At 72.0% G+C, this 26,302-nt stretch carries 22 protein-coding genes; 14 read left to right on the forward strand and 8 right to left on the reverse strand.

Annotated features, from left to right (window positions below; translation table 11 throughout):
- The gene (locus tag ABZ956_RS00105) at nt 1–972 is read left to right on the forward strand and encodes an ABC transporter substrate-binding protein (RefSeq protein ID WP_361884737.1); all 972 of its coding nucleotides are present in this window, start codon (nt 1–3) and stop codon (nt 970–972) included.
- 21 nt (nt 973–993) lie between these two features.
- On the opposite strand, the gene ABZ956_RS00110 is transcribed toward ABZ956_RS00105, so the two are convergent.
- The 3 genes from ABZ956_RS00110 to ABZ956_RS00120 all read right to left on the reverse strand — a co-directional run bounded on the left by ABZ956_RS00110 (nt 994) and on the right by ABZ956_RS00120 (nt 6,682).
- The gene (locus ABZ956_RS00110) at nt 994–4,455 is read right to left on the reverse strand and encodes a hypothetical protein (RefSeq protein ID WP_361884739.1); all 3,462 of its coding nucleotides are present in this window, start codon (nt 4,453–4,455) and stop codon (nt 994–996) included.
- Nucleotides 4,456–4,558: 103 nt separating this feature from the next.
- Nucleotides 4,559–6,052: a SulP family inorganic anion transporter gene (locus tag ABZ956_RS00115; RefSeq protein WP_361884741.1), complete on the reverse strand. Its 1,494-nt coding sequence runs from the start codon at nt 6,050–6,052 to the stop codon at nt 4,559–4,561.
- 156 nt (nt 6,053–6,208) lie between these two features.
- On the reverse strand, nt 6,209–6,682 hold the full coding sequence (locus tag ABZ956_RS00120; RefSeq protein ID WP_361884743.1) for a carboxymuconolactone decarboxylase family protein: 474 nt from the start codon (nt 6,680–6,682) through the stop codon (nt 6,209–6,211).
- A 140-nt stretch (nt 6,683–6,822) separates the two neighbouring features.
- On the opposite strand from ABZ956_RS00120, the gene ABZ956_RS00125 reads away from it, so the two are divergent.
- The 5 genes from ABZ956_RS00125 (at nt 6,823) to ABZ956_RS00145 (ending at nt 13,449) form a co-directional block, all read left to right on the forward strand.
- Complete coding sequence (locus ABZ956_RS00125; RefSeq protein ID WP_361886572.1) at nt 6,823–8,295, forward strand: PLP-dependent aminotransferase family protein; 1,473 nt, start codon at nt 6,823–6,825, stop codon at nt 8,293–8,295.
- Nucleotides 8,296–8,413: 118 nt separating this feature from the next.
- Entirely contained in the window at nt 8,414–9,901 is a 1,488-nt protein-coding gene (locus ABZ956_RS00130) for an NAD(P)/FAD-dependent oxidoreductase (RefSeq protein ID WP_361884745.1), read from the forward strand.
- The gene (locus tag ABZ956_RS00135) at nt 9,864–10,913 is read left to right on the forward strand and encodes a Rieske 2Fe-2S domain-containing protein (protein ID WP_361884747.1); all 1,050 of its coding nucleotides are present in this window, start codon (nt 9,864–9,866) and stop codon (nt 10,911–10,913) included. Before ABZ956_RS00130 ends, ABZ956_RS00135 begins: the two co-directional genes overlap by 38 nt.
- Nucleotides 10,914–10,937: 24 nt before the next feature.
- Nucleotides 10,938–12,302 carry an MDR family MFS transporter gene (locus ABZ956_RS00140; RefSeq protein WP_361884749.1) on the forward strand — a complete coding sequence of 455 codons (1,365 nt, stop codon included), beginning with the start codon at nt 10,938–10,940 and terminating at the stop codon, nt 12,300–12,302.
- Between the two features lie 121 nt (nt 12,303–12,423).
- Nucleotides 12,424–13,449, forward strand: coding sequence for a hypothetical protein (locus ABZ956_RS00145; RefSeq protein ID WP_361884751.1), 1,026 nt, complete (start codon nt 12,424–12,426; stop codon nt 13,447–13,449).
- On the opposite strand, the gene ABZ956_RS00150 is transcribed toward ABZ956_RS00145, so the two are convergent.
- The 4 genes from ABZ956_RS00150 to ABZ956_RS00165 all read right to left on the reverse strand — a co-directional run bounded on the left by ABZ956_RS00150 (nt 13,430) and on the right by ABZ956_RS00165 (nt 18,255).
- Nucleotides 13,430–14,326 (reverse strand): YwqG family protein, encoded by an 897-nt coding sequence (locus ABZ956_RS00150; protein WP_361884753.1) that lies wholly within the window; start codon nt 14,324–14,326, stop codon nt 13,430–13,432. The genes ABZ956_RS00145 and ABZ956_RS00150 overlap by 20 nt on opposite strands.
- Nucleotides 14,327–14,378: 52 nt before the next feature.
- Nucleotides 14,379–15,155 (reverse strand): NAD(P)H-binding protein, encoded by a 777-nt coding sequence (locus tag ABZ956_RS00155; protein ID WP_361884755.1) that lies wholly within the window; start codon nt 15,153–15,155, stop codon nt 14,379–14,381.
- 106 nt (nt 15,156–15,261) lie between these two features.
- Nucleotides 15,262–17,538 carry a DPP IV N-terminal domain-containing protein gene (locus ABZ956_RS00160; protein WP_361884757.1) on the reverse strand — a complete coding sequence of 759 codons (2,277 nt, stop codon included), beginning with the start codon at nt 17,536–17,538 and terminating at the stop codon, nt 15,262–15,264.
- A 51-nt stretch (nt 17,539–17,589) separates the two neighbouring features.
- Nucleotides 17,590–18,255 carry a DUF4097 family beta strand repeat-containing protein gene (locus ABZ956_RS00165; protein WP_361884759.1) on the reverse strand — a complete coding sequence of 222 codons (666 nt, stop codon included), beginning with the start codon at nt 18,253–18,255 and terminating at the stop codon, nt 17,590–17,592.
- 222 nt (nt 18,256–18,477) lie between these two features.
- Between ABZ956_RS00165 and ABZ956_RS00170 the strand changes: the two genes are divergently transcribed.
- The 6 genes from ABZ956_RS00170 to ABZ956_RS00195 all read left to right on the forward strand — a co-directional run bounded on the left by ABZ956_RS00170 (nt 18,478) and on the right by ABZ956_RS00195 (nt 23,137).
- Nucleotides 18,478–19,218, forward strand: a complete 741-nt coding sequence (locus ABZ956_RS00170; protein ID WP_361884761.1) for a helix-turn-helix domain-containing protein — start codon at nt 18,478–18,480, stop codon at nt 19,216–19,218.
- Between the two features lie 170 nt (nt 19,219–19,388).
- Nucleotides 19,389–19,835 carry a hypothetical protein gene (locus ABZ956_RS00175; RefSeq protein ID WP_361884763.1) on the forward strand — a complete coding sequence of 149 codons (447 nt, stop codon included), beginning with the start codon at nt 19,389–19,391 and terminating at the stop codon, nt 19,833–19,835.
- A 127-nt stretch (nt 19,836–19,962) separates the two neighbouring features.
- Nucleotides 19,963–20,316 carry a hypothetical protein gene (locus tag ABZ956_RS00180; RefSeq protein ID WP_361884765.1) on the forward strand — a complete coding sequence of 118 codons (354 nt, stop codon included), beginning with the start codon at nt 19,963–19,965 and terminating at the stop codon, nt 20,314–20,316.
- Nucleotides 20,317–20,324: 8 nt separating this feature from the next.
- Entirely contained in the window at nt 20,325–21,521 is a 1,197-nt protein-coding gene (locus tag ABZ956_RS00185; protein WP_361884767.1) for a glutathionylspermidine synthase family protein, read from the forward strand.
- Nucleotides 21,522–21,637: 116 nt separating this feature from the next.
- Nucleotides 21,638–22,579 carry an LPXTG cell wall anchor domain-containing protein gene (locus ABZ956_RS00190; RefSeq protein ID WP_361884769.1) on the forward strand — a complete coding sequence of 314 codons (942 nt, stop codon included), beginning with the start codon at nt 21,638–21,640 and terminating at the stop codon, nt 22,577–22,579.
- 276 nt (nt 22,580–22,855) lie between these two features.
- Entirely contained in the window at nt 22,856–23,137 is a 282-nt protein-coding gene (locus ABZ956_RS00195) for a hypothetical protein (RefSeq protein WP_361884771.1), read from the forward strand.
- A gap of 71 nt (nt 23,138–23,208) precedes the next feature.
- Here the strand turns inward: ABZ956_RS00195 and rocD are convergent, their stop codons facing one another.
- On the reverse strand, nt 23,209–24,414 hold the full coding sequence (rocD, locus tag ABZ956_RS00200) for an ornithine--oxo-acid transaminase (RefSeq protein ID WP_361884773.1): 1,206 nt from the start codon (nt 24,412–24,414) through the stop codon (nt 23,209–23,211).
- A gap of 100 nt (nt 24,415–24,514) precedes the next feature.
- On the opposite strand from rocD, the gene trpS reads away from it, so the two are divergent.
- Both trpS and ABZ956_RS00210 read left to right on the forward strand, forming a co-directional pair.
- Nucleotides 24,515–25,528, forward strand: coding sequence for a tryptophan--tRNA ligase (gene trpS / locus ABZ956_RS00205; RefSeq protein ID WP_361884775.1), 1,014 nt, complete (start codon nt 24,515–24,517; stop codon nt 25,526–25,528).
- A gap of 142 nt (nt 25,529–25,670) precedes the next feature.
- Nucleotides 25,671–26,270 carry a 2'-5' RNA ligase family protein gene (locus ABZ956_RS00210; RefSeq protein WP_361884777.1) on the forward strand — a complete coding sequence of 200 codons (600 nt, stop codon included), beginning with the start codon at nt 25,671–25,673 and terminating at the stop codon, nt 26,268–26,270.
- The last annotated feature ends 32 nt before the right edge of the window (nt 26,271–26,302 follow it).

A 26,302-nucleotide genomic window follows, 5' to 3' on the forward strand; every position in this document is an offset into this window, starting at 1 on the left:
ATGAAGCGCAAGGCACTGACCGTTGTGGCCGCCGTCGGTCTGCTGGCGACCGCCACGGGCTGCGGAGCGGCGGACATGACCAAGCAGTCGTCCCCGTACGCCAACGCGGCGGGCGACGGCAGGACCGTCACCCTGTCCGTGCAGTCCTGGGTCGGGGCGCGGGCGAACACCGCCGTCGCCCAGTACCTGCTGGAACACGAGCTGGACTACCGCGTCGACACCGTCCAGGTGGACGAGGTGCCGGCGTGGGACGCCCTCAGCCAGGGCCGCGTCGACGCCATCCTCGAGGACTGGGGCCACCCCGACCAGGAGAAGCGCTACGTCGCGGACAAGAAGACCGTCACGGACGGCGGCGAGCTCGGGGTCACCGGCCACATCGGCTGGTGGGTCCCCAAGTACTTCGCCGACGCCCATCCCGACGTCCTGGACTGGCGCAACCTCAACAAGTACGCCTCCCAGCTGCGCACCCCCGAGAGCGGCACCAAGGGCCAGCTCCTGGACGGCTCCCCGTCCTACGTCACCCACGACAAGGCGCTGGTGAACAACCTGAAGCTCGACTACCAGGTCGTCTTCGCCGGCTCGGAGGCCGCCCAGATCACGCAGCTCAAGCAGTTCGCCAAGGAGAAGAAGCCCTTCCTGACCTACTGGTACGAGCCCCAGTGGCTCTTCAACGAGGTCCCGATGGTCGAGGTGAAGCTCCCCGAGCACACGGAGGCGTGCGCGACGAAGGGCGCGGAGGACCCGTCGACGGTCGACTGCGCGTACCCGACGACGCCGCTGAAGAAGTACCTCAACACCGACTTCGCGCACAAGGGCGGCAAGGCGGCCCGGTTCCTGAAGAACTTCCGCTGGACGAAGGAAGACCAGAACGAGGTCGCCCAGATGATCGCCGAGGACAAACTGTCCGCGGACGAGGCCGCGAAGCGGTGGGTGAAGCGCCACCCGGACGTCTGGAAGGGATGGCTGCGGTAGGGGTTCGAGGACCGGGGGCTGTCACCCGTCCTTGAGGGGACGTGTCAGCGGCCTCGGCGGGGGCACGGCCCAGACGCGGACGGAGCCGTCGTGGCTGTGGGTGGCCAGGTACGCGCCGTCGTCCGAGAAGGCCGCGCCGGCCACGCTCTCGCGGTGACCGGCGAGCGGGGCACCGCGGTGGGCACCGGTGTGGGTGTCCCACAGCTCGACGACGTCGTTGTCGTCGAGCGTGGCGAGCACCTGCCCGTCATGGCTGAGGGCCAGCGTGGTCCCGCTGACGGGGAGCCGGCGCCGTAGCCGGTCCGCGGCCGTCTCCCGTACCTCGACCGCGTAGTGCCGCCGACCGGCGTCGACGCTTTTGGCGAGCACGCTTCCGTCGCAGCTGAGCGTCCAGTCGTAGGGCACCTCGAACTGCCGGACCGGGGACATGTTCCGGTCCCAGGTGTGCCAGACGCTGCGTGTCGTTCTGGCGGTGTCGACGAGCTGCTCCGCCATGACCGTGCCGTCGCGGCCGACCCTCATCGTGCTGATGGAGCCCGTCACGTTGGCATGACCGATGACGCGCCTGGTGTCGGCGTCCCACAGGCCGATCGTCCCGTGGTTGTCGGCGACCGCGAGATAGCGCCCTCCGTAGGAGAGCGCGCAGGCGGTGAACGTGCCGGCGCCGCGTGGCCCCTGGACCCGCCGGTCCTCGCTCAGGTACAGGAGGGTGAACGAGGTCTCCGTGTCGGCGAAGGCCAGGACCCGCCCGTCGCCGCTGACCACCCCCATGCCGAGGAAGGAGAAGTCGACGGCGCCGACGCGGCGCCCGTCGGCGGTCCGCCACAGGCTCATGCCCCGCCGGCTGCTCTGCTCCTTCTCGTAGGTGACGATGAGCCGCCGGTCGTCCGGGCTGAAGGTCATGCTCCGGGTGCTGGTCGCCCGTCCAGGGCGGACGGTGGCGGTCACCCGTGCCGTGCGCCGGCTGTGGAGCCTGATGACTCCCCTGTGGTCGAGCACGGCGACGGTCTCGCCGTCGTGACTGAAGACCACGGACTGCCCCTCGTCGCCCGGTTCGACCCCGGTGAACACGGCCAGCGAACGATCCGCCGGCAGCGCCGCCGCCCCGCGCGCGACGACGGCGGCGGCCACGGCCACCGACCCGGCCACCAGGACCTTCCGGCGCGTGGTGGTGGCCGCCGGGGCCTCGGGGTTGGGGTGGGCGGGGCGCCGGCCCGCCGCGTGCGCCATGGACGCCGGGGCGCTGCGGGCGAGTTGCTCCTGCAGACGGATGTGCCGGAACTGGTACGAGCCCCCGGACTGCCGCAGCAGCCCCCGGTCGCGGGCGTCGGAGAGGAAGCCCATGAGCCGCCACGGCAGATGGCCCCGCACGGCGAGCAGGCAGCGGGCGATCAGGAACCGCGTCCAGGCCCTGCTGAGCAGGATGAGGAGCGTGGTGACGACGCCGGGAAGGACGAAGACCTGGCCGATCCGCACCGCCCTCGAGCGGGAGAGCATGCCGGTGATGAAGGTGTCGCTGTCCGCGCTGAGGGCGGCGAAGGTGGGGCTGCCGGCCCAGTCCCAGTGCGCCCAGCGGGTGAAGAACTGCACCCCGAAGCAGCCGAGCGCCATGCCGAGTGTCAGCGCCAGCAGGAACGTCGTGGCGACCACCACGCCGGCCGCGCCCGCCCCCGCCAGCGAGGACAGCCGGTCCTGCCGGATGAAGGCGAGCGGGCTGGCCTGCGTGGACCGGGTCGGCGGTGCGTCGAGCCAGTGGTGTGCGGCCATCGCGAGCCCGAGCACCGCAGCGAGGCCGGCGCACAACGACACGAGCACCGTGAAGTACAGGTCGTCCTTCAGAGACCACGCGCCGCTCAGTGAGGTGTAGACGTAGGAGCCGGCGATGAACGGCAGGGCCGGGATGGCCGCCAGGACCAGACCGGTGCCGAACCCCCGGCGCAGCCGGCCCAGCGAACCGCTCAGTGACAGGGACAGCTGACCGGGCGAACGGCCTGATGTGGCGTACCAGATGACGATGGCGACGCCCGCGAAGCCGCTGCCGACGACGGCGCCGAAGACCAGGGCCTCCTCGGGGCTCTGCCGGGAGCCGCCGGCCGCGGACGCCCACGCCAGGACCGCCACCATCAGCGCCGCGCCGACGCCGATGCCGATGCCCGGTGCGACCCAGGGCGAGAGCAGGCGGTGGCTCATCAGCCACCAGGCCAGGTCGCGTTCACGGTGCTGGTGGAGGTACCGGGCCAGGTAGGTGAGCCAGCGCCGGGCCTTGTCCGGCTCCCAGCGCGGCGAGCCGTCGTCCACGGGGTGGCCCGAGGGCAGCCGCTCCGGCTCGTACGCGGCGTCGATCACCCGCCCCAGCACCTCGTCCTCGACGGCGTGCCGGCAGTCGAACCGTGCCGCGTCCAGCAGCTCGCCCGGGTCGCCGCCGCCACGCTCGTAGACCAGCCGCGTCAGCGACACCATCAGGGGCGTGGACAGCGCCGTCGTCACCGCGCTGTGCGCGTTGCCGGGCGCCCGCAGGTGGGTGAAGACCTCGCTCCAGTCGGTGCCGTCGGGCCAGTCGATGTCCCCGAGGTAGGCGATGACGTCGTCGACCGCGACGGGGTCGACCTCGACGACCGGCGCCCGGCGCAGCACCGGCGCCCCGCCCTCGATCACGTCCTCGTACTCGGCCGAACGGCACGTGACCACGATCGGGCGGTCCCCGCCGAGGGCGCGGTTGATGGCCCGGATCGCGCTGCGGCGCGCGGACTCGGGGATCTCGTCCAGCCCGTCCAGGATGGGCAGCAGTAGCCCGCGGTCGAGGAGTTTGCGGGGGATCTCGGGGCGGCCGCTGTAGTGGGAGGACGCGAGGGTGTGCACGATCCAGTCGTCCAGCGGCTCGCACACCGGGTCCCAGGAGGAGGCGGCCAGCAGTACGGGGACCGGGCCGCCGGGCTTGCGGACCGTGAGCAGGCCGAGGGCGAGCAGGACGGCGAGGACGGTCTTTCCGGCGCCCGGCTCGCCGAGCACCACCAGCCGCCCGCTGCGTACGCGCCCGTATCCCTCGGCGAGTTGGACCACGGCCTGGTCGAGCCGCCCGTCCAGGCGGCCGTCGAGCCGCAGCCGTACGACCTGGCCGGCCGTCGTCCCGGCGACCTGCGAGGGCGTGTCGGCCACGGCGCGGGCGCTGGCCGACCAGCTCAGCGGCAGGACGCCCGGGTCGCGCAGGTTGCGGGCGTCGGCCTCCTCCGACCACTGGTCCTCGACCGTGCCGGCCAGGTCGTCCGCGAGCGAACCGGGATCGTCGGGGGTGTCGGGCGGCCGGAAGTAGTCGGCGACGGCCAGGCCCAGCGCGGCGATGGCGACGAGCAGTCCGCAGACGTCGACGAAGTCGTCGGCCGCCACGTAGACCCAGAGCCCGCCGGCCACGCAGAGCATGGCCAGGCCGGCCAGGCACATGGTGCGGACGGTGCGACGGCGCGGTTGATTCAACGAGGGGGACATCGCCCCCATGGTCGGGGGCGGCGGCCCGCGCCCTCCGGCGAACGGAGGGGCTTCACCCCAAGTGACGAACTCCTGGACGCCCGGGACTTGGGGGTCCGCGGGGCTAGGGGAGTTGTCCGCTGAGGGTGGCGTGCATGCCGGCGCTCTGCTGGTTCAGGCCGGTGATCTCGACGGTCTTGCCGCGTTGTGCGTACTTGGCCGTGACGGCGTCGAGGGCCGCCACGGAGGACGCGTCCCAGATGTGGGCCGAGGCGAGGTCGATGACGACCCTGTCGGGGTCGCCGGTGTAGTCGAAGCGGTCGACGAGTTCGTTGCTCGACGCGAAGAACAGCTGGCCCTTCACGGAGTAGACGACCGTGCTGCCGTCCGGGTCGGTGACGGCGGTGACATCGGCGAGATGGGCAACGCGTTTGGCGAAGACCGCCATGGCGGTGAGGGTGCCGGCGATGACGCCGATCGCGAGGTTGTGCGTGGCGACCACGCAGGCGACGGTGACCACCATGACGGCGGTCTCCCCGGCGGGCATGCGGCGCAGGGTCTTCGGGGCGATGGAGTGCCAGTCGAAGGTCGCGACCGACACCATGACCATGACGGCGACGAGCGCGGCCATCGGGATGTCGGAGACGACCGGCCCGAAGGCGATGCACAGCACCATCAGGAAGGCGCCGGCGAGGAACGTCGACAGCCGGGTGCGGGCACCCGAGACCCGTACGTTGATCATCGTCTGGCCGATCATGGCGCAGCCGCCCATGCCGCCGAGGAAGCCGGTGACGATGTTGGCGATGCCCTGGCCGATGGACTCGCGGGTCTTGCTGGAGCGGGTGCCGGTGATGTCGTCGACCAGCTTGGCGGTCATCAGCGACTCCATCAGGCCGACCAGCGCCATCGCCAGCGCGTAGGGCGCGATGGTGGTGAGCGTGTCGAGCGTGAAGGGGACGTCGGGCAGGCCCGGTACCGGGAGCGAGGACGGCAGCTCGCCCTTGTCGCCCACGGTCGGCACGGCGATCCCGGCGGCCACGGTGATGGCGGTGAGGATGGCGATGGAGACCAGCGGCGCCGGGACCGTCCTGGTCAGCCTGGGGAACAGCACCATGAGCGCCAGCCCGCCCGCGGTCAGCGGATAGACGGGCCACGGGACGTCGCGCAGCTCGGGCACCTGGGCCATGAAGACCAGGATCGCCAGGGCGTTGACGAAGCCGACCATGACGCCGCGCGGCAGGAACCGCATCAGCTTGGCGATGCCGAGCGCGCCCATCGCGATCTGCAGGACGCCGGCGAGGATGACGCAGGCGATCAGATGCCCCAGGCCGTGCTCGCGGTTGAGCGGGCCGATGACCAGGGCGACCGCCCCGGTCGCGGCGGAGATCATCGCGGGCCGGCCGCCCACGAGCGCGATGGTTACGGCCATCGTGAACGAGGCGAAGAGGCCGACCGCCGGGTCGACCCCGGCGATGATCGAGAAGGAGATCGCCTCGGGTATCAGCGCCAGCGCGACCACCAGGCCGCCCAGCACCTCGGTGCGCAGCACCTTCGGGGACGGCCAGGACGGGCGGATTCCGCGCAGCCGTGCGGCCGGGGAGGAGGTGAGCGAGGGCAAGGAGAGGCAACCTGTGTGTGCGAAGGGACGGGAGTGGCGCGGTGGCTCTCTGCCCGCCCGGACCACGGCGTACCGATTTTACCGGGCATGCCCATGAGGAGGCGGGACCGATGTCCCCGCCCCCTCCCGGCCCGTCCCCCGCGCGGGCCGTCCCGGTCAGACCGAGTAGGCGCCCGGTGCGAGGCGGGTGGTCACGCCGATGCGGTTCCAGGCGTTGATCGTGACGATCATGGCGAGGAGCTGGGCCAGCTCCTCCTCCGGGAAGTGCCGGGCGGCACGCTCGTAGACCGCGTCCGGCACGAAGCCGTCGGTGAGGACCGTCACCGCCTCGGTGAGGGCGAGGGCGGCCTGCTCCTTCTCGGTGTAGTAGCCGGTGGCCTCCTCCCACGCGCTGAGGAGGTAGATGCGCTCCTCGGTCTCACCCGCCTTGCGGGCGTCCTTGGCGTGCATGTCGAGGCAGAACGCGCAGTGGTTGAGCTGGGAGGCGCGGAGCTTGACCAGCTCGATGAGGACCGGGTCGAGGCCCTGGCGGGACGCCTTCTCCAGGGCGAACATCGCCTTGGAGACCTCGGGGGCGAGCTTGTGGAAGTGCATGCGGGGACCGTGCTGGTGCGTGGCGTCGGTTGTCATGAAGTCGACATTACGTGCGGGGTAGCCCAGCAGTATGGTCCATTTCCATGGAAAGAACGTGGGCCACTTCGGGCCCGTACGAGGACGGGACCGTGGCCGCGACGGCGGGCGGGGAGGCCGGCACCGCGAGCGCGGCGGACATGGCGGCGGCCGTCGGCGCCGACCTGCACCTGGACCTCGCCGGGTCGGCGGGGCGCGGGGTCCGGGCCGCGCTCACCCGGGCCCTGCGGGAGGCCGTGCGGTCCGGGCGGCTGGCCCCCGGCGTCCGGCTGCCCTCGTCGCGGTCCCTCGCCGCCGACCTCGGCCTGGCCCGTAACACCGTCGCCGAGGCCTACGGCGAGCTCGTCGCCGAGGGCTGGCTCACCGCCCGGCAGGGCTCGGGCACGCGCGTGGCCCAGCGCAGCGCCCCCGCGCCCCGGAAGGCGGGAGAGCGCCGCAGCGCGCCGCCGCGCGTGACGGCACGCCCCCTGCACGATCTGCGCTGCGGCGCCGCCGACGTGTCCGTCTTCCCGCGCGCCGCCTGGCTCTCCGCCGCCCGCCGCGCCATGGCCGTCGCCCCGCACGAGGCGTTCGGCTACGGCGACGGGCGGGGGCGCCCGGAGCTGCGCGCGGCCCTCGCCGACTACCTGGCCCGGGCGCGCGGCGTGCGGGCCGACCCCGAACGGATCGTGGTCTGCGCGGGGTTCACCCAGGGGCTCACCCTGCTGGGGCAGGTGCTGCGGCGGCGCGGCGTGCGCGCGATAGGCGTCGAGTCGTACGGGCTCTGGGTGCACCAGGGCATCGTGGAGCGCTCGGGCCTGCGGCCGGTGCCCATGGCGCTGGACGCCTACGGCGCGGTGATCGGCGACCTGGAGGGGGCGGCAGAGGCAGCCGAGGGGGTCGAGGGGGACGGCGCCCCCGGTGAGGTGGGCGCCGCTCTCCTCACCCCCGCCCACCAGTTCCCCACGGGCGTTCCCCTGCACCCCGACCGCCGGGCCGCCGCCGTCGACTGGGCCTCGCGCACCGGCGGGCTGATCGTGGAGGACGACTACGACGGCGAGTTCCGCTACGACCGGCAGCCCGTGGGCGCGCTCCAGAACCTGGCCCCCGAGCACGTCGTCTACTGCGGCACGGCCAGCAAGGCCCTGGCCCCCGGGGTGCGCCTGGCCTGGCTCGTCCTGCCGGAGCATCTCCTCGGCGACGTGCTGGAGCTCAAGCGCTCGGGGGAGTGGGGCCTGAGCGCGCTCGACCAGCTCACCCTCGCCGAGTTCATCGAAGCGGGAGCGTACGACCGGCACGTGCGCGCCATGCGGCTGCGCTACCGGCGCCGCCGCGACCAGCTCGTCGACGCCCTCGCCGAGCACGCCCCGCACGTCCGCGTCACCGGCATCGCGGCCGGGCTGCACGCCGTCCTCGAACTCCCCGCCGGCACCGAGCGTTCCACCGTCCAGGCCGCCGCCTGGCGCGGCCTGGCCCTGGAGGGTCTGAGCCGCTTCCGCCACCCGGCGGCACCGCCCGCGGCCGCCGCCCCGGCCCACGACGGCCTGATCGTCGCCTACGGCACACCACCCGAACACGCCTTCCCCGGCGCTCTGGAGGCCCTGCTGGGCGTGCTGCCGCCGGCCGACGGCTAGGCCGTGACCGGTGGCCCCGCACGGGCGTCGGCGCACGCCCCACAGGTTCGGCGGCGCGCACCGCATGCGCCGGTTCGCGCCCTGAACGGGCGCCTCCGCGACTGCGCATAGTGGTGCGGTGCGGACGCGAACCAGGGACGCCCAGGTGATCGTGGTCGGTGCGGGGTTCTCCGGGATCGGGGCCGCGATACGGCTGCGGCAGGAGGGCGTCCGGGACCTTCTGGTGCTGGAGAAGTCCCCTGACGTCGGCGGGACATGGCGGGACAACACCTACCCGGGCTGCGCCTGCGACGTTCCCTCCGTGCTGTACTGCTACTCCTTCGCCCGGAATCCGGGGTGGAGCAAGACCTTCGCCGGACAGCGTGAGATTCACGCCTACCTCCGGGCGACCACGGACCGGTTCGGCGTCGGGGACGTCCTGCGGTGCGGCGTCGACGTGCGGCGGGCCGTGTGGGACAAGGCTGCCGGGCGCTGGCGGCTGGAGACCTCGGACGGTGTGTACACCGCACGAGCGCTGGTGATGGCCACCGGCACCTGGCACCGGCCACGGTGGCCGGATGTCCCGGGGCTCGACGGGTTCCCGGGGCCGGTGTTCCACACCGCCCGGTGGGACCACTCCGTGGATCTCACCGGGCGGCGGGTGGCCGTGGTCGGCAGCGGTGCGTCCGCCGTGCAGGTCGTCCCGGCGATCGAGGGACGGGCGGCGGCTGTCCACCTCTTCCAGCGCACGGCCCAATGGCTGTTGCCCAGGCCCGATTTCGCGGTGCCGGGCGCTTTGCGGCGGGGCCCCGCGCAACGCGTCATGCGGGCGGGTCAGTACTGGGTGCAGGAGGGGTTCGGCTACGCCTTCCGGCATCCGCGGCTCGCGCGCCTGCTGCAAGTCGGCGGGCGGCTGCACCTGCGGATCGCCGTCCGCGACCGGCGGCTGCGCGAGGCGCTCACCCCCGATCACACGCTCGGCTGCAAACGGCTGCTGTCCTCGAGCACCTACTACCCGGTGCTCGCCAAGCCCCATGTCCACCTGCACCCCACGGCGGTCGCCGCGGTGCGCGGCGACCAGGTCGTGGGCGCCGACGGCACCTCGGCGGCCGTGGACGCCATCGTCCTTGCCACGGGATTCCATGTCGGTGCCGTGCCACTGGCCCGGAGCGTGCACGGTGTCGGCGGCCGTACGCTCCACGACACGTGGCGGCACGGCCGCGAGGCCTACCTCGGTACCACCGTCAGCGGTTTCCCCAACCTCTTCCTCCTCCTCGGCCCCAATGTCCTCACCGGGGCCACGTCCGCCGTCACCGTGCTGGAGGCCCAGCTCACCTACCTCTGTGCCGCGGTCCACCACCTGTCGGGCGTGAGGTCCATGGACATCACGCCGGCCGTGCAGGCGGCGTACAACGCCGAGGTGCAGAAGGCGCTGCGCACGACCGTGTACAACACGGGCGGCTGCACCAGCTACTACATCGCCCCCGACGGGCGGAACACCTTCTGCTGGCCCTGGTCCACCGGCCGGCTCGTGCGCCGCCTCGGCCGCTTCGACCCGACGGTCTACACGACATGGAAGGAGCCCGTGAATGACCCGCCGACAGCGACGTCGCCCGCGGCCGTATGACCAGGCTCTGCACGACCTGTTGCTGACCGACAACGGCCGGGAGCAGCCCCCGTACCCCACAGGCTGGTACTTCGCCCGTTTCAGCAAGCACCTGGCCAAGGGCGAGGTCGTACCCGTCACGTACATGAACCGGCAGTACGCGCTGTTCAGGACGGAGACCGGGCGGGTCGGGATGATCGACAGCCAGTGCTGTCACATGGGCGCCGACCTCGCCCGGTGCGGAGTGGTCCGCGCGGAGAACCTCGCCTGCGGCTTCCACGCCTGGGAGTTCGGCACCTCGGGGCAGTGCACCGCCATCCCCGGGGCGACGCGGATCCCGGCCCGCGCCGGGCAGCGCGGCGTCCCCGTGACCGAGCGGGGCGGCCGCGTCTGGTTCTGGCACGGGCCGCAGCCGCCCGAGCCGCTGACCCACTTCGATTTCGCGCGGGACCGCCGGCGCTATCTGTGCCTGCCCGGCGAGGTCACCATCTGCCACGCGGACCTGCTCCCCGTGAGCGAGCACGTCTCGGATGTCTCCCATTGGCGCTACGCGCACAAGGCGTCGGTGCCGATGACAGCCGTCACCATCCGCGACGAGGGCCGCCACTTCTCCTATCGCGTCCAGCCCGCGGACGGGGACGGCGAGCGCATCCAGCGCTTCCGCCCCTACGCGATGGTCACCATGGCGGGCCCCACGTCCGCCGTGATCATGCCCCAGGCGGATCCGCGCCCGGGGGACAAGCCCGCGAGGTTCACCATCATCACGGCGATGAGCCCGGTACGGGCCGGCGTGACCATCACAGCCTGGAGCGTCATCATCCGGACGCTGCGACCGGGTTGGCTGCTGTGGCCCGTCAACCGCCTTCTGGCGAGCGTCGTCTGGCGCATGGTCCGGCGCAACTCACGCGCGGACCGCGAGATCCTGCGCTGGATGCGACCGGTGGCCAAGGACCTCTGGTCATCGGCGGACGGCCCCTCGGTACGCGCCTACCGGCGCTTCTACCGGCGCAACATCCCCGCCGACGCGCAGTAGGGACCGAGCCCCGGAGGGCACACCATGCTGCTGATGATCCCGCTGATGCTCGCGCTGTTCATGTCGAACCTGGACCAGACGATCGTCGCGACGGCACTGCCGAGCATCGGCGAGGATCTGCACGCCTCGTCCGGGATCCCCTGGGTCGTGACCGCCTATCTGCTCACCAGCGCGGTCACCACGCTGATCTTCGGCAAGCTCGGCGACCTGTACGGCCGCAAGAAGATCTTCCAGTTCTCCATAGTGATCTTCCTCGTCGGCTCTCTGCTGAACGGAATCGCCGGCAGCGTTCCGCAACTCGCCGCGTTCCGCGCCCTCCAGGGCATCGGCGGCGGGGGCATCACCTCACTGGTCATGGCCATCACCGGCGATCTGGCGACGCCCCGCCGACGCGCCACCCACCAGGCCCTGCTGGGCATGGTCGCCGCGATCGCCCTGATCGCCGGGCCGCTCCTCGGCGGCGCGTTCGCCGACGGGCTCTCCTGGCGCTGGATCTTCTACGTCAACCTGCCGATCGGCGTCCTGGCCTTCCTGGTCGTCGCCGCGAGACTCCACCTGCCCCGCCCCGCGGCCCCCGGCGGCGGGGTCGACGTCCTCGGCGCCCTGATCGTCGCCGTGTTCACCACTTGCGCGATGCTCATCACGGTCTGGGGCGGACACGAGTACCCCTGGGCCTCACCCGTCATCCTCGGGCTCATCGCCGTCGGCGTCGCCACGCTGGCCCTCTACCTGCTCGTCGAGCACAAGGTGGCCGAGCCGATCACCCCGCTGCGGCTGTTCCGGTCCGGCGTCTTCAGCCTGGCCGCCGCCCAGTTCCTGACCGCGGCCGTGGTCCTGTTCGCGGGCATGGTGTACGTGCCGATGTTCATGCAGCTCGTGCAGGGCAAGTCCGCCTTCGTCGCCGGCCTGTACGTCATCCCCCTGCTGCTCGGCGTGGTGGCGGCAGCCGGCATCTCCGGCCCGCTCATCGCCAGGACGGGCCGCTACAAGCTCTATCCCGTCGTGGGCGCCGTCCTGACCGGCGCCTCGATGGCGGTCCTCAGCCGGGCCGACCAGCACACCGTCGCCCTCGCCCTGATCGTGCCGCTGGCGCTCGCGGGTGTCGGACTCGGCTTCTTCGTCCAGGTCTGCCTGCTGGCCGGCCAGAACGCCGTGGGCCACGAGGACCTCGGCGTCGCCACCGGCGTGCTGAACTTCTTCCGCACCCTCGGCGGCGCCTTCGGCGCAGCCCTGTTCGGGGCGATCCTCGCCGCCGGCCTGCACGCCCGGCCCTCGGACCCCGCGCACAACGCCGAGGCGTTCCGGACCGTCTTCGCCTGGACAACCCCCTTCATGGCGCTCGCCCTTGTCCTGGCACTCGCCATGCGGGAGAAGCCGCTGAGGGGCTGAGGCTCCGCCGAGCGGCCCGTACCCCCGCACGATGCGCCCGTCCCGGGCCCCACCGCGAGGCGGAGGCGGACGGGCCCGGCGAGGGACGCGGGACGCGGCTGTTCCGGCCGAGGCTGGCGGCATGCGGATGACGACGATGGCGACGATGAAGGCGACCTGGCCCGCGTGGGCCGGGCGAGCGGCAGTGGTGTGGTCGGCCGGATACGCGGGCGGGGCGGTGGTCGCGGCGCTGTGCCCGGGGTACGCGTTCGGCTACGCCGCCGGGGGAACGTGGCGGGGCACCGCCGCGGAGTGGACGCTCGCGGCCGCGTACGCGCTCGCGGCGCTGCTCGCCCACGTCATGCCGCGGCGGCCCGGGGCGCGGTGGCCGCCGCCGGCCGCGTGGGGCGTGGCCCTGCTCGCCCTCATGTCGGGGTTCGGCTTCCTGTTCAGCCCCGCGCACGTCCTCGACCTGCTCTCCCGCAACCAGCCCCCCATGGACTGGGCCGCCTGGGCCAACTCGGGCGTGGCGACGCTCGGCGCCGTGCTGTGGGCCTGCGCCGCCCTCGCCCACCGACGCCACCGGCTCGCCGTCTGCGGCCACTGCGGCGGCCACGGCCACCGCACCGCCGTGGAGCGGCGCACCCGCGCCGGGTACCTGGCGGTGGCGGGCCTCGTCCCGTACGCCACCCTCAAGACGGCGTGGGCGCTGGGCGCGCACGTGGGCTACAACGGCCACAAGCAGCGGCCCGGCATGGATGAGCAGTATGCCGGCGACGCGCTCATCAGGCTCTACGACCACGGCGTCGACATCACCGCCGTACTGGCGCTCATCGGCATGCTGCTCGCCCTCGCCCTGACCCTGCCGTGGGGCCGGCGGCTGCCGCGATGGCCGCTGCTGGGCCTCGGCTGGACGGGCGCGGGCGCCCTGGCGCCCTTCGGCGTCTACCTCCTCGTCCACGGCACGCTCGTGTGGGCCGGTGTCGTGGACAACGGCATGGAGGCCATCGACGGCTGGGTCGTGGTCGTCGCCTACGGCGGCTTCTCCGTCTACGGCCTCGCCCTGGGCCTGGCCACCCGCGCCTACCAGCAGGCCACCCGCCGCGCCTGCGCCCACTGCCCCGGCGGCGCGACCCCCACGACGGCCCTCAGCAGCACTGCATCGTGAACATCGCCCGGTCGAAGCGGAGTTCGGCCAGGTCCTGGGGGCGTATGAGCCAGTAGAGGGCGCCGCAGTCGCCCCACATCATGTCGGCGTCGCCGTCGGTGTCGATCTGCGCGAGCAGCGTCCAGCCCTTGGCCTCCTCGGCGACGCGCGGGTCGTCCCAGGGGGTGTCCCCGCCCAGGACGCCGTGGGCGATCTCGTACTCCACGGGGTTCTGCACCGGGTTGGCGTGGCCGCCGATGAGGTGGTCCGCGTCGCGCTCGAGGTCCCACAGCGCATCGAGGAACGCCCCGGCCTCCTCCGGGTGGCTGTTCGGCTCCTTCACCTCGCCGCCGGGCCACAGGGCCGTCATGACGTCCGGGTGCCAGGAGTCGGGCGCCGTCCACTCCACGCGGGCGGTGAGCGGCACCTCGGGGTACGCCTCGAACTCGACGTCCTCGTCGTCGATCACGGGCAGGGCGCGCTCGGCGACCGGGACGCCGGCGGGGACGTAAACCACCCGGGCCCCCGCCCACGTCTCGGGGTCCTCCGCGTCCACGTACGCCTCGCCGTCGTCGATCTGGCCGTCGAAGTAGAAGAACGACAGCGTGCCGTCGGCGGGCAGCGCTATGTCCAGGGCCCCGGCCGGCAGCGCCGCACAGTCCACGGAAGCGACGAACGACAGCGGCCCGTGCCCCTCCCACACCGGCCACGCCACATCCTCCGGCAGTGCGGGGAGCCCGCCGAGCCGGCCGACCACCACGTCCCGCGGGCCCGGCTCCGGCACCGACAGCAGGCGGGCGGCGGGCCGCAGCAGGCCGATCCACCGCTCGGCGGCATCGGCGGGGAGATGCTTGCGGGCGAGGTCGTGCAGCGGCGAAGCGGACGCGTTCTGTGTCATGCCGATGATGATGCACCGCACCACTGACAACCGGCCCCCGAGGCCCGGCCGATCACAGCCGCCCCGCCCCCGCACGGGCCGCCAGGTACTGCTCGAACGTTCCCGTGCCCACGGCCCGGTCCGGAGCGAGGTTGGCCCCCGCCCGCAGCCTCCGCAGGATCTTTCCCGGCAGCCATACCGGCACGACGGGCCGGCGCAGCCCCGCCGCACGCAGCGTGGCGCCCGCGAGGTCGCGCGCGTCCCGCACCTCGGGCCCCGCCATGTCGGGCACGCGCCCTGCCGGCGCCCCCTGACTGAGCCCCACGAGACGACCGGCGACCTCGGTGACCTCGACGGACTGAAAACGCAGTCCGCTCGGCATCAGCACCAGCGGCAGCCGCCGCTGGACGGTGGTCAAGGTCGCCACCAGGTCGTGGAACTGCGTGGTCCGCAGGATGGTCCACGGCAGCCCCGACCCCTGGATGATGCGCTCCGCCTCCAGCTTCGACCGGTAGTAGGGGAGCGGCACCTCGTCGATGCCGACGATCGAGATGTAGACGAGGTGCGGGCCACCGGTCCGCCGCGCGGCCTCGACCAGCCGCCGGGTCGTCGCCGTGTCGTCACGGATATTCGTCGCGCAGTGCACCACCGCCCGCACACCCGCCAGGGCCGCGTCGAGGCCCACGCCGTCGGCGAGATCGCAGACCGCCCACTCGCACGCCCGGTCGTCGTCCGCCCGCCGCGGCCGGCGGCTCATCACCCGTACCGCCACCCCCTCGTCGAGGAGCTGCGCCACGACGGCGCGGCCGAGGGTGCCGGTGCCGCCGGTCACCAGGATCGGTCCGTCCATTGCTCTCATACCTCCGTGTCCACTTGCGGCCATCACGGAGAACGACGAGCCGGGGCCTCCCGAATGTGACATGGGGGGCGCGGGCCTCCCCAGGTGTGCGGCCCGCTCAGGCGAACAGTTCGCCCAGCAACTCCGGGCCGATGACAATGGGGGCCGGCCGGTAGGCGGGTGGCTGGGTGCCCTGCAGTTCGCGTACCAGGAAGTCCCAGCAGCGCTTGCGGACGTAGGCCAGGCAGTCGATGAACATGTGCTCGGCCCCGGGCACGATGAGCAGCTCGAAGTCCTTGTCGGCGGCTATGAGCCGGTCGGCCAGCCGCAGCGTGTGGTCCGGGTGGACCCGGTCGTCCATCTCGCCGTGGATGAGCAGCAGCTTGCCCGCCAGCCGGTCCGCGATGTCCACGTTGGAGGCACGGGCCCAGGCCGTGGGGTTGTCGGCGCCGTCGTAGGACTCCACGAAGTCCGCGCTGAAGGAGGGGGCGTCGTGCGAGCCGGAGAGGGCGACGCCGGCTTTGTACACCTCGGGGAAGTCCAGCATCGCCCGCACGGTGGCGAAGCCGCCTCCGGAGTGGCCGAACGCGCCCACGCGGTCCAGGTCCATCCACGGCCGGGTACGGGCCAGTTGCCGTAGCGCGGCGACGTGGTCGGCCAGGCAGCCGGCGTCGGCCAGGTGGCCGTAGGAGGCGTCGTGGAAGGACTTGCTCCGACCGGGGGTGCCGCGCCCGTCCACCGCGACGACCACGAAGCCGAGCGCGGCGAGGGGTTCCGCGTCGAGGCCCATCCCGCCGGGGTCGAAGCAGGGGTCGACCCGGTTGACCTGGGGGCCGGGGTAGAGGGTGTCCACCACCGGGTAGCGCTGGGCGGGGTCGAACCCCCGCGGCCGGTACAGCACCCCGTAGATGTCGGTCACCCCGTCGGCCGCCTTGACGCGGAACCGTTCCGGCGCCGTCCAGCCGGTGGCGGTGAGCTTGCCGATGTCGGCGCGTTCGAGCTCGACCAGCACGCGCCCGGTCCAGTCGCGGACGCGGGACACCGGCGGGGTGTCGACCGTGGACGCGGAGTCGATGAAGTACCCCTGGTCGTCCGGCATGGTGACGACGTGGTCCAGCTCGTCGTCCGTGACCTTGGCGAAGCCGGAGCCGTCCAGGCCGACCCGGCATACCGTGCGCCGGTACGGATCCTCCTCGACCAGCCCGGATGCGGTGAAGTACACCACCCGCTCGTCCTCGTCGACGCGCAGGATCTGCCGCACCGCCCACTGCCCGGAGGTGACCTGCCCGAGCAGCGCGCCGGTGCGCAGGTCGTACCGGTACAGGTGGCCCCAGCCGTCCCGCTGGGAGTACCACAGCACCTCGTCGGCCAGCACCCGCACGATCGGCGGCTCGTACATCCACTGGTTGGGCTCGACTCGGGTGGCCCCGGTCTCGCTGAGCACGGTGGTGACCTCGCCGGTGGCCGGGTCCAGCCGGTGCAGGGTGAGCGTGCGCCGGTCGCGGGGCCGGCCGAGGTAGTACACCGCCGAGCTGTCCGGGGCCCACCACGCCCACTTGCTCATGACCGGCGACACCATCGGCATGAGCAGCGGCTCGGCCTGTGCGCGGACCACTGTGCCCTCGGCGACGTCCAGCACGACCAGCTCGGCCAGCGGCAGGTTCTCGTCCCCGGCGTAGGCGTACCGCTGGGTGTGCGTGAGGGGCGCGCTGCCGTCGGCCGGCCTGGCCTCCACGAGGTGGGTCTGCCGGACGTCGCGCTCATCGGTCCGATGTGTGAGCACCTTCGTCGAGTCGGGCGACCAGGCCACCGCGGGCGGCATGTGCGGCAGGCCGAACTTGCGCAGCAGGGTGCCGTTGCCGAGGCACTCGGGGCTGGAGCCGTACTGGTAGGCGGCCTCGCCGTCGGTGGTCAGCGCCCACTCACGGCCGTCGGACAGCGAGCGCGCCCACAGGTCGTGTCCGCGCTGGGACACGGCGACCTTCGTGTCGGGTGACGGTACCTCCAGCGGGTTGCCCGGCGGCGTGAACGCGGCCCGCTCGCAGGCGTACCCGTCCAGGTCGCACCGCCAGTACTCGCCGAAGGCGCCGAACTCCACCGCGTTCCCGGCCAGTTCGATGGCCATGAACGGCAGGGCGTCGGGGTCGACCTGTTGCCCGGAGGCGGCGGTCAGCGCGGCGGCGAGCAGGGCGTGGTCGAAGGCCGGCTCGCGGGTGCCCGTCGCCGGGTCGACCAGGACGAACCGCCTGCCGGTGCCATTGCTCACCGCGTACCAGAAGCGGGCGCCTCCGTCGACCCATCGCGGCCTGACCTTGTCGCCGATGACGAGCTCGCCAGGGCGGGCGGGGCGGCGGAGGAGCTGCTCCGCGGCCTGGTAGTCCTGAGCGGTGCTCATGCTTTCCGTCCTTTGCCGATGTCGGTTGTGGGTGGGTGTGGTGGGTGCTCGTCAGAGGCTGCGGGCGGCGATGTTGCCGTAGGCGGTGGTCGCGTGGATGGTCAGGCCGGCGGTGCCTTCGGTGTTCTGGAGCGCGTTGTGGATCCGGCCGTAGGTGGTGCCGGCGTCCAGGGAGGCGGAGACTCCGCGGGCGGCGCCGATGGTCAGGTCACCGGCCTGGGTGCGCAGCACGACCGTGCCGTGCGTGGCCTCGGCGATCCGGATGTCGCCCTTTTCGGTGCTGATCTCCGCGGGGCCGCCCAGGCGGCCGAGCGAGACGTCGCCGGCGAGGAGGGTGAGGCGGGCGCTCGCGGCCTCGTCGAGCTTGACGGTGCCCTGCGCGCCCTCGAAGGTGACGTCGCCGAGCCGTCCGACGCCCCGGAGTTCGGCGCTGGCGGCCTTCGCCTCGATACGGGAACCGGCCGGCAGCTGGACCGTCACCTCGATGGACCCGGGGTTGCCGAGCCGGTTCTTCGCCTCCGGGGTCTCGATCCGCAGGACGCCGTCGCGGTAGTCGACCGTGGTCCGCTCCGCCAGCTTCACGTCGCGGCCCTTCGAGGCGTCCGTGGGCAGGACCTCGACCGTGGTGTCGTCCCGGTCGGCGGCGATGAACTGGACGCGCCCCACGGGGATGTCGAGGACGGCGGAGATGGCGGCGGGGGTCTGGAACTTCTGCATGGTGCTTTTCCTTCGGCTCGTTGTTTCCGACAACAGAAACGCTACGTTGCGTTCGAGGGTCTGGCAACGACTCCGTTGCGAGGAATCGGCATTAATGCAGGTCACAGGCTTGCAATCGTTGCAACGGCTCTGAAGGTAACGCAACGTCAGTCATGTGTGCGTTGCAATGGCCTGAGGGTGAACGCTATGCTGGCGGCACCGAGGAGTACGAAGGAGACCGCGATGCCCGGAGGCAGGCTCACCCAGCAGGAACGCCAGCAGATCGCGCTGGGCCTGGCCGACGGCCTCGCCTACGCGGAGATCGGCAGGCGTCTCGACCGCCCCACCTCGACGATCACGCGCGAGGTGATGCGCAACGGCGGCCCCACCGCCTACCGTGCCGACCTCGCCCACCGTGCCACCGAACGCCGCGCGACCCGGCGCGGGCAGGCCGCGCCCCGGGGGGCGCGGGCGGAGGCGCCCACGCAGGCCCATGGACGCGACCCCGAGGCCGTGCGCGAGTACGAGGAGACGTTCACGACCGTCCTCATGCAATCGGGCGTGCCCAAGATGATGGCCCGGGTCCTGACCTGCCTCTTCACCAGCGACACGGGCAGCCTCACCGCGTCCGAACTCGTCCAGCGCCTCCAGGTCAGCCCGGCGTCCGTCTCCAAGGCGATCGCGTATCTCGAGGGCCAGGGCCTCGTCCGCCGGGAACGCGACGAACGCCGCCGCGAGCGCTACGTCGCCGACGACGACGTCTGGTACCAGTCCATGATGGCCAGCGCCCGCGGCACCGCCCAGCTCGCCGAAACCGCACGCCAGGGCGTCGGCATCCTCGGCCCGGACAGCGCGGCCGCCGTCCGCCTCGAGAACATCGCCCGCTTCGTCGACTTCGTCTCCGAGAGCATCACCCGCGCCGCGAACCAGGCCCGCGAAATCCTCTACACGAAACCCGGAACGACCTCCGGCGGCACCGACTGAGCGCTACCGCACGGCACCGTATTCGCAACTGTTATCGATAAGTCCACGCCGTCATGGACTTTGGCGGTATCTGGCCCTCCCCCGGAACGGGAGATCCGTGAAGTTGGGGGAGTGCGCCGGTGGCGTCTCGCCGTCGGCGGAAGTGAACCGTGAGAGAGGAAGTCCCGCACATGCCTCCCATCCCGGTAAAGCCAGGCATCTACAAGATCCACGCCCACATCATCGGCCCGTCCGCCCTGGTGACGGCCACCGAGCACGCTCTCAAACACGGCGCCCCCGTCATCACCGATCGCCTGAATCCCCTCCCGATCGAACAGGACTGGATCATCGAGCCGTCCGAGCCCGTCCCGGGATCGCCGTATGTGATCCGCCTCGCCCATCATGAGGAGGCGGGTCTCGTGATCCCCGAGGACAAGCTCTACGTCAACAGCGTGCCGCGCAACGAGCTGGCGAAGTTCACGTTCGAGAGGGTCATCGGCGGGGTCAAGATCCTGTCGGACAAGGGGCTCGCCCTGCGGTCCGGGCACCGCGGCGCCCAGATCACGCTCGTTCCGCCCAAGCCGGAATTCCAGGAGACGTGGACGCTGGAGTTCGTGTCCCCGATCGACGAGGACTAGCACACGGTGGCGTGGGGCGACCGGCAGCCGTACGGCCACCGGTCGCCCCTTCGCCTGCCCTGACGCGTCGACCCCCGTGGCCCCGGTTAGGGTGTACGAACTTTCGAACGCAACGGGGGCGTCAGAAATGGAAAAGAAAACGCGACGGCGTTTGCGGTCCAGCACGGTCATATTGGGCGGAATGGGTGTGCTCGCCGCCGCCCTCACCTCCTGCGGCTCCGAGCCGGACAAGCGCTGCGTCGACCGCAACAGCTACGAGGCGGGCAAGGGCTACAAGGTCCTCGACTCCAAGGCGTGCAAGAAGGGCAGCGGCGGCGGCGGTAGCGGCGGCTCGGGCGGCTCGTCCGGGACCTGGTACTACAACTCCGGCAAGGGCGGCACGCACGCCAACACCGGCACGTTCGACAAGAGCAAGGCCGTCTCGCGCGGCGGCTTCGGCTGCTCCTCCTCCAAGGGCCACTCCGGCTCGAGCGGCGGCTGACCGCGTCGATGCAGCGTCACCGCACCACCCCCCGCCCCGGCTGGCAGGCCACCGTCGAGGAGCAGGGCCTCATCTACCCGCTCTGTCGCCACCCGGACGGCTCGCTGCGCCCGTACTGGGACGAGAGCGCGTACTACTCCTTCACCCTCCCCGAGATCGAGGCGCTCGAAGAGGTCGTCGAGGAACTGCACGGGATGTGTCTGGCCGCGGCCGGGCACATCGTCGACGAGGACCGGTTCGCCGACCTCGGTATCACCGACCCGCGCCTCGCGGCCCTGATCGCAGAGTCCTGGCACCGGCGTGCCGAACTGCCCTCGCTCTACGGGCGCTTCGACCTGCGCTACGAGGGCCGCGGCGGCCCGGCGAAGATGCTGGAGTACAACGCCGACACCCCCACCTCCCTCGTGGAGGCGGCGGGCCCGCAGTGGTTCTGGATGGAGGAGCGCTTCGCGGACGTCCCGCACGCCGACCAGTGGAACTCGCTGCACGAGCGGCTGGTCGACGCCTGGAAGCGGCAGGCGTCCCTGCTGCCGCCCGGGGCGCCCGTGCACTTCGCGCACTCCATCGGCGACGAGCTGGGCGAGGACCTGATGACCGTCGCCTACCTGCGCGAAACGGCCGAACAGGCCGGGCTCGTCACCCATTCCATCGCCATGGAGGACATCGGCTGGGACGGGCTCTCGGAGCGCTTTGTCGACAAGAAGCTGCGGTTCATGCGGGCCTGCTTCAAGCTCTACCCGTGGGAGTGGCTCGTCGCCGACGACTTCGGCCGGCAGGCACTGGACACGCTCGACAACGGCGGCGGCACGGGCTCGACCCTGTGGATCGAGCCCGCGTGGAAGATGCTGCTGTCCAACAAGGCGCTGCTGGCGATCCTGTGGGAGCTGTATCCCGGTCACCCGAACCTGCTGCCCGCCTACCTCGACGGACCGCGTGAGCTGGCCCGTACCGCCGGCTACGTCGCCAAGCCCCTGCTGGGCCGCGAGGGCGCGGGCGTCACCCTGCACCCCGCGGGCCAGGCACCGGTCGTACGGGACGAGCCCTGCTGCTACCAGGAGCTCGCGCCACTGCCCGACTTCGACGGCAACCACGTGGTCCTGGGCGCCTGGGTGGTCGAGGGCGAGGCCGCGGGCCTCGGCATCCGCGAGTCGGCGGGACTGGTCACGGACGAGTACGCGCGCTTCATTCCGCACGTGATCCTCTAGGACGCCAACCCCTCGTTATCCGGACTTTATGCCGAATATACGATGGGGGCAGTGGCGCTGCGTGACCGACCATCACCCGCGCCGCTCCTGTTTCTTCCGGACCCGAGAGGTCTCCTGTGCAGATCCGTCATGCTCTCGTCTCGGCTGCCGTCGCCGCCGTGGCGGCCCCCGCCGTCCTGCTGTCCGCCGCTCCCGCGCTCGCGGTGACCGCGCCGGCGTCCCAGGCGCAGAGCAAGCCCACCGTCGCCCAGCTCGAGAAGGCCGTCGCCGACGCGAAGAAGGCGTACGACGAGGCCTACGCCGCCGAGCGCGCTTCGTACCACCGGTTCAGGAACGATGACTTCCCCAGCCGTCCGAAGGTCGATGCCGCCGACGCGGAGGCCAAGGCCGCGGCGACCGCCAAGGACGTCGCCGACAAGGCGCTGGCCGGCGCCAAGGCCGCGCTCGCCGCCCTGCCGGCCACCGCTACGGAAGCCGAGAAGGCGGCCGCGCAGAAGGCCGTGACCGGCGCCGAGACGGCCGCCACGGCGGCGGCCACCGCCAACTCCGCCGCCGACGCGAAGAAGCAGGCGGCGTTCAAGGCGCTGGCCGAGGAGCGGATCGCCGAGAGCCGCAAGCACGACGGGCTGCATACCGACCTCAAGAAGGCCCTCGCCGCCAAGAACGCCGCCGAGAAGGCCCTCGCGGACGCCAAGGCCGCCGCCGCGTCCGGCGGCGACAAGAAGGACGGCGCTTCCGACGGCAAGACGGACAGCAAGAAGGACGGCAAGACGGACGGCAAGAGCGCCGGTCAGGCGGGCGCGGGTGCTTCCGCCGCCAAGGGTGAGCCCTCCGCCGCCCCCTCGGCCCGTCCCACCAAGGCCGCCGCGACCGGCTCCGCCCCGTCGCAGGCCGCCGCCGGGTCCACCTCGGGTCAGGGCGCCGCGTCGGTGAGCCTTGCCCAGACCGGTAGTTCCTCCCCGCTCCCGCAGATCACCCTCGCGGGCGGCGCGGCCGTGGCGCTGGGCGCCGGCACGGTGTTCGCCGTGCGCCGCCGCAAGGCGGACTCCGCCGCCTGAGCGCAGCCAGGGGAAAGCCGATTTCGGGTGTGCCGCGTCCCGTGGGGCGCGGCACACGCGCATACGCTCAGGGCGGTTTTCGGCCTCACTGGCCGAAAGTGACACACAACACGGTGAATTGATGGCCTGTTATCGCGGTCTCTGCCCCACTTGCCCCGCCCACCGGAATCTGATCCTCCATTACGCTCCGTGCCGTCGGCCACGTTGCGTAACCGGCGTCGGCCGGCGGACTTTCTCGCTCGACGGGCCCGTACGGCCCGGAACTTGGAGAGACACATGCGTCGACGCATTTCCGCCCTCGCCCTGACCGCGGCGCTGGCCGGAGGCGCCCTGTTCGCCGCCCTTCCCGCGCAGACGGCCACCGCGGCGCCCACGGCGACCTGCAAGCCGGCCGAGATGCGCAACGACATCTCCGCCCTGCGCAGCAAGGCGCAGAAGCTCAAGCGCCTGGGCGAGCCCGAGGCGGCCCGCCGTGCCAACGCGCAGGCGGACGCGCTCCAGCGCAAGCTCGACGCGTGCGTCAACAGCGAGCGGAACTCCTCGAAGCGCTGGTCGTAGTCTCTGCCGCCGGCCCCGCCCCGCCCCGTCGCGTGCGCACGGGGCGGGGCAGGGCCCGGCCGGGCCGGGATTCAGCCGCTCAGCACCGCGCGCAGCTGGTCCAGCCCCCAGTCCAGGTCCTCCTTGCTGATCACCAGCGGCGGGGCGATCCGGATCGTCGAGCCGTGCGTGTCCTTGACCAGCACCCCGCGCTCCATCAGCCGCTCCGAGATCTCGCGGCCCGTGCCGCGCTCGGGGGCGATGTCGACGCCCGCCCACAGGCCCCGGCCGCGCACCGCCGTCACCGCCCCGGAACCGGCCATCAGGCCCAGCTCGTGGTGGAGGTGCTCGCCCAGTTCGGTGGCCCGCTCCTGATATTCGCCCGAACGGAGGATCGCGATGACCTCCAGGGCCACCGCGCACGCCAGGGGGTTGCCGCCGAAGGTGGAGCCGTGCTCGCCGGGGCGGAAGACGCCCAGGACGTCGCGGGAGGAGACCACCGCCGACACCGGCACGACCCCGCCGCCCAGGGCCTTGCCCAGCACGTACATGTCCGGGACCACGCCCTCGTGCTCGCACGCGAACGTTCTGCCGGTGCGGCCCAGGCCGGACTGGATCTCGTCGGCGATGAACAGGACGTTCCGCTCGCTCGTCAGCCGCCGCACGCCCGCCAGATAGCCGGCCGGCGGGACGAGGACGCCCGCCTCGCCCTGGATCGGCTCCAGCAGCACCGCCACCGTGTCGTCGTCCACGGCCGCCTCCAGGGCCGCCAGGTCGCCGTAGGGGACGATCTCGAAGCCGGGGGTGTACGGGCCGTAGTCCGCGCGGGCCTCCTGGTCGGTCGAGAAGCTGATGATCGTCGTCGTCCGGCCGTGGAAGTTGTTGTCGGCCACGACGATCTTCGCCCGGCCGTCCGGCACGCCCTTGACGCGGTAGCCCCACTTACGGGCGGTCTTCACGGCCGTTTCGACCGCTTCCGCGCCGGTGTTCATCGGCAGCACCATCTCCATGCCGCACAGCTCCGTCAGCGCGGCGCAGAACTCCGCGAAGCGGTCGTGGTGGAAGGCGCGCGAGGTCAGGGTCACCCGGTCCAGCTGCTGCTTGGCGGCGTTGATCAGCCGGCGGTTGCCGTGGCCGAAGTTCAGCGCCGAGTACCCGGCGAGCATGTCGAGGTAGCGGCGCCCCTCGACGTCGGTCAGCCACGCGCCCTCGCCGGTCGCGATCACGACCGGGAGCGGATGGTAGTTGTGCGCGCTGTGCTCGTCGGCGGCGGAAATGCTGCGTTCCGTGGCGGTCAACGTGTGCTCCGTTCGTGTCGGGGCATGCTGCTGACGCCTTTCTACACCCCGACCCGCACCATGGACCCGAGTCCGGTTCGGCACCTGAGAGAATGTGTGCATGGCCCTTGATCGTCCGCGCGCACTCTCCGGTATCCAGCCCACCGCAGGCTCGTTCCACCTCGGGAACTACCTCGGTGCCGTCCGTCAGTACGTGGCCCTGCAGGAGACCCACGACGCCTTCTACATGGTCGTCGACCTGCACGCGATCACGGTCGCGCAGGACCCCAAGGAGCTGCGCGCCAACACCCGCGTCGCCGCCGCGCAGCTGCTGGCCGCCGGCCTGGACCCGGACCGCTGCACCCTGTTCGTGCAGAGCCATGTGCCCGAGCACGCGCAGCTCGGCTGGGTGATGAACTGCCTCACCGGGTTCGGCGAGGCGTCGCGGATGACGCAGTTCAAGGACAAGTCCGCCAAGCAGGGCGCGGGCGCGACCACGGTCGGCCTCTTCACCTACCCGATCCTCCAGGTCGCCGACATCCTCCTCTACCAGGCGAACGCGGTGCCGGTGGGCGAGGACCAGCGCCAGCACATCGAGCTGACGCGCGACCTCGCCGAGCGCTTCAACGGCCGCTTCGGCGACACCTTCACCCTCCCCGCCGCGCACATCGTGCGCGAGACGGCGAAGATCTACGACCTGCAGGACCCGACGGCGAAGATGAGCAAGTCGACGGCGAACCCCAAGGGCCTGATCAACCTCCTCGACGAGCCCAAGGTCTCGGCGAAGAAGATCAAGAGCGCGGTCACCGACACCGACACGGTCGTCCGTTTCGACGCCGAGAAGAAGCCGGGCGTCAGCAACCTCCTCACCATCTACTCCACGCTCACCGGCACCACGATCGCCGAGCTGGAGCAGAAGTACGAGGGCAAGGGCTACGGCGCGCTCAAGACCGACCTCGCCGAGGTCATGGTCGAGTGGGTCACCCCCTTCCGCGCCCGTACGCAGGAGTACCTCGACGACCCGGAGACGCTGGACGCGGTCCTGGCCAAGGGTGCGGAGAAGGCCCGTACCGTCGCCGCCGAGACGCTGGCCCGGGCGTACGACAAGGTGGGCTTCCTGCCCGCGAAGCACTGAGCCATCCGGATACGGTTCGGATGCGTCCGCGCACGTCGGGCCCATGGTCCCGGCAGCGCGGGACCAGGTGACCTGGCAGTGGGTGCGGCGCAGCCGTCACACTGACCACGGGGACGTACAGGCGCACAGGAGGGAGAACGCAGTGGGGACCGTAACGCTCGGCGTTTCGATCGCGGTCCCGGAGCCGTACGGCAGCTTCCTCCAGAAGCGCCGCGAGGGCTTCGGCGACCCGCACGCCCACGGCATTCCCACGCACGTCACCCTGCTGCCGCCCACCGAGGTGGACTCCTCGTCACTGCCCGCGATCGAACGTCACCTGGCCGAGGTCGCGGCCGCCGGCCGGCCCTTCCGGATGCGCCTGTCCGGCACGGGCACCTTCCGGCCGCTGTCGCCGGTGGTCTTCGTCAACGTCGTCGAAGGCTCCTCGTCCTGCGCCTGGCTGCAGAAGCGGGTGCGGGACGCCTCCGGGCCCGTGGCCCGCGAGCTGCAGTTCCCGTACCACCCGCACGTCACCGTGGCGCACGGCATCGCCGAGGAGGCCATGGACCGGGCCTTCGAGGAGCTCGCGGACTACGAGGCCGCGTGGACGATCGACGGCTTCGCGCTGTACGAGCAGGGAGAGGACGGTATCTGGCGCCTCGAGCGCGACTTTCCCTTTGGGACCGACGTGACGCCCGGCGGCACGGGTGCCGCCGTCCCGCGCCAGGGCGGTCTGACGCCCCTGACCCGCCCCTCCCCGTAGAAAAGCGGATTTCGGCAGGGCGGATTTTCGGG

The organism is Streptomyces sp. NPDC046261 (genome assembly GCF_040646235.1).
GTDB lineage: Bacteria > Actinomycetota > Actinomycetes > Streptomycetales > Streptomycetaceae > Streptomyces.

Bases quoted from the DNA above. Each gene is read 5' to 3' on its own strand.
- ABZ956_RS00135 (WP_361884747.1), top strand. From the start codon at position 9,864: ATGACCCGCCGACAGCGACGTCGCCCGCGGCCGTATGACCAGGCTCTG.
- ABZ956_RS00175 (WP_361884763.1), top strand. From the start codon at position 19,389: ATGCCTCCCATCCCGGTAAAGCCAGGCATCTACAAGATCCACGCCCAC.
- ABZ956_RS00195 (WP_361884771.1), top strand. From the start codon at position 22,856: ATGCGTCGACGCATTTCCGCCCTCGCCCTGACCGCGGCGCTGGCCGGA.
- ABZ956_RS00140 (WP_361884749.1), top strand. From the start codon at position 10,938: ATGCTGCTGATGATCCCGCTGATGCTCGCGCTGTTCATGTCGAACCTG.
- ABZ956_RS00150 (WP_361884753.1), bottom strand. From the start codon at position 14,326: ATGACACAGAACGCGTCCGCTTCGCCGCTGCACGACCTCGCCCGCAAG.
- ABZ956_RS00180 (WP_361884765.1), top strand. From the start codon at position 19,963: ATGGAAAAGAAAACGCGACGGCGTTTGCGGTCCAGCACGGTCATATTG.
- ABZ956_RS00170 (WP_361884761.1), top strand. From the start codon at position 18,478: ATGCCCGGAGGCAGGCTCACCCAGCAGGAACGCCAGCAGATCGCGCTG.
- ABZ956_RS00105 (WP_361884737.1), top strand. From the start codon at position 1: ATGAAGCGCAAGGCACTGACCGTTGTGGCCGCCGTCGGTCTGCTGGCG.
- ABZ956_RS00155 (WP_361884755.1), bottom strand. From the start codon at position 15,155: ATGGACGGACCGATCCTGGTGACCGGCGGCACCGGCACCCTCGGCCGC.
- ABZ956_RS00160 (WP_361884757.1), bottom strand. From the start codon at position 17,538: ATGAGCACCGCTCAGGACTACCAGGCCGCGGAGCAGCTCCTCCGCCGC.
- ABZ956_RS00165 (WP_361884759.1), bottom strand. From the start codon at position 18,255: ATGCAGAAGTTCCAGACCCCCGCCGCCATCTCCGCCGTCCTCGACATC.
- ABZ956_RS00145 (WP_361884751.1), top strand. From the start codon at position 12,424: ATGCGGATGACGACGATGGCGACGATGAAGGCGACCTGGCCCGCGTGG.
- ABZ956_RS00125 (WP_361886572.1), top strand. From the start codon at position 6,823: ATGGCGGCGGCCGTCGGCGCCGACCTGCACCTGGACCTCGCCGGGTCG.
- trpS (WP_361884775.1), top strand. From the start codon at position 24,515: ATGGCCCTTGATCGTCCGCGCGCACTCTCCGGTATCCAGCCCACCGCA.
- ABZ956_RS00120 (WP_361884743.1), bottom strand. From the start codon at position 6,682: ATGACAACCGACGCCACGCACCAGCACGGTCCCCGCATGCACTTCCAC.
- ABZ956_RS00110 (WP_361884739.1), bottom strand. From the start codon at position 4,455: ATGTCCCCCTCGTTGAATCAACCGCGCCGTCGCACCGTCCGCACCATG.
- ABZ956_RS00185 (WP_361884767.1), top strand. From the start codon at position 20,325: ATGCAGCGTCACCGCACCACCCCCCGCCCCGGCTGGCAGGCCACCGTC.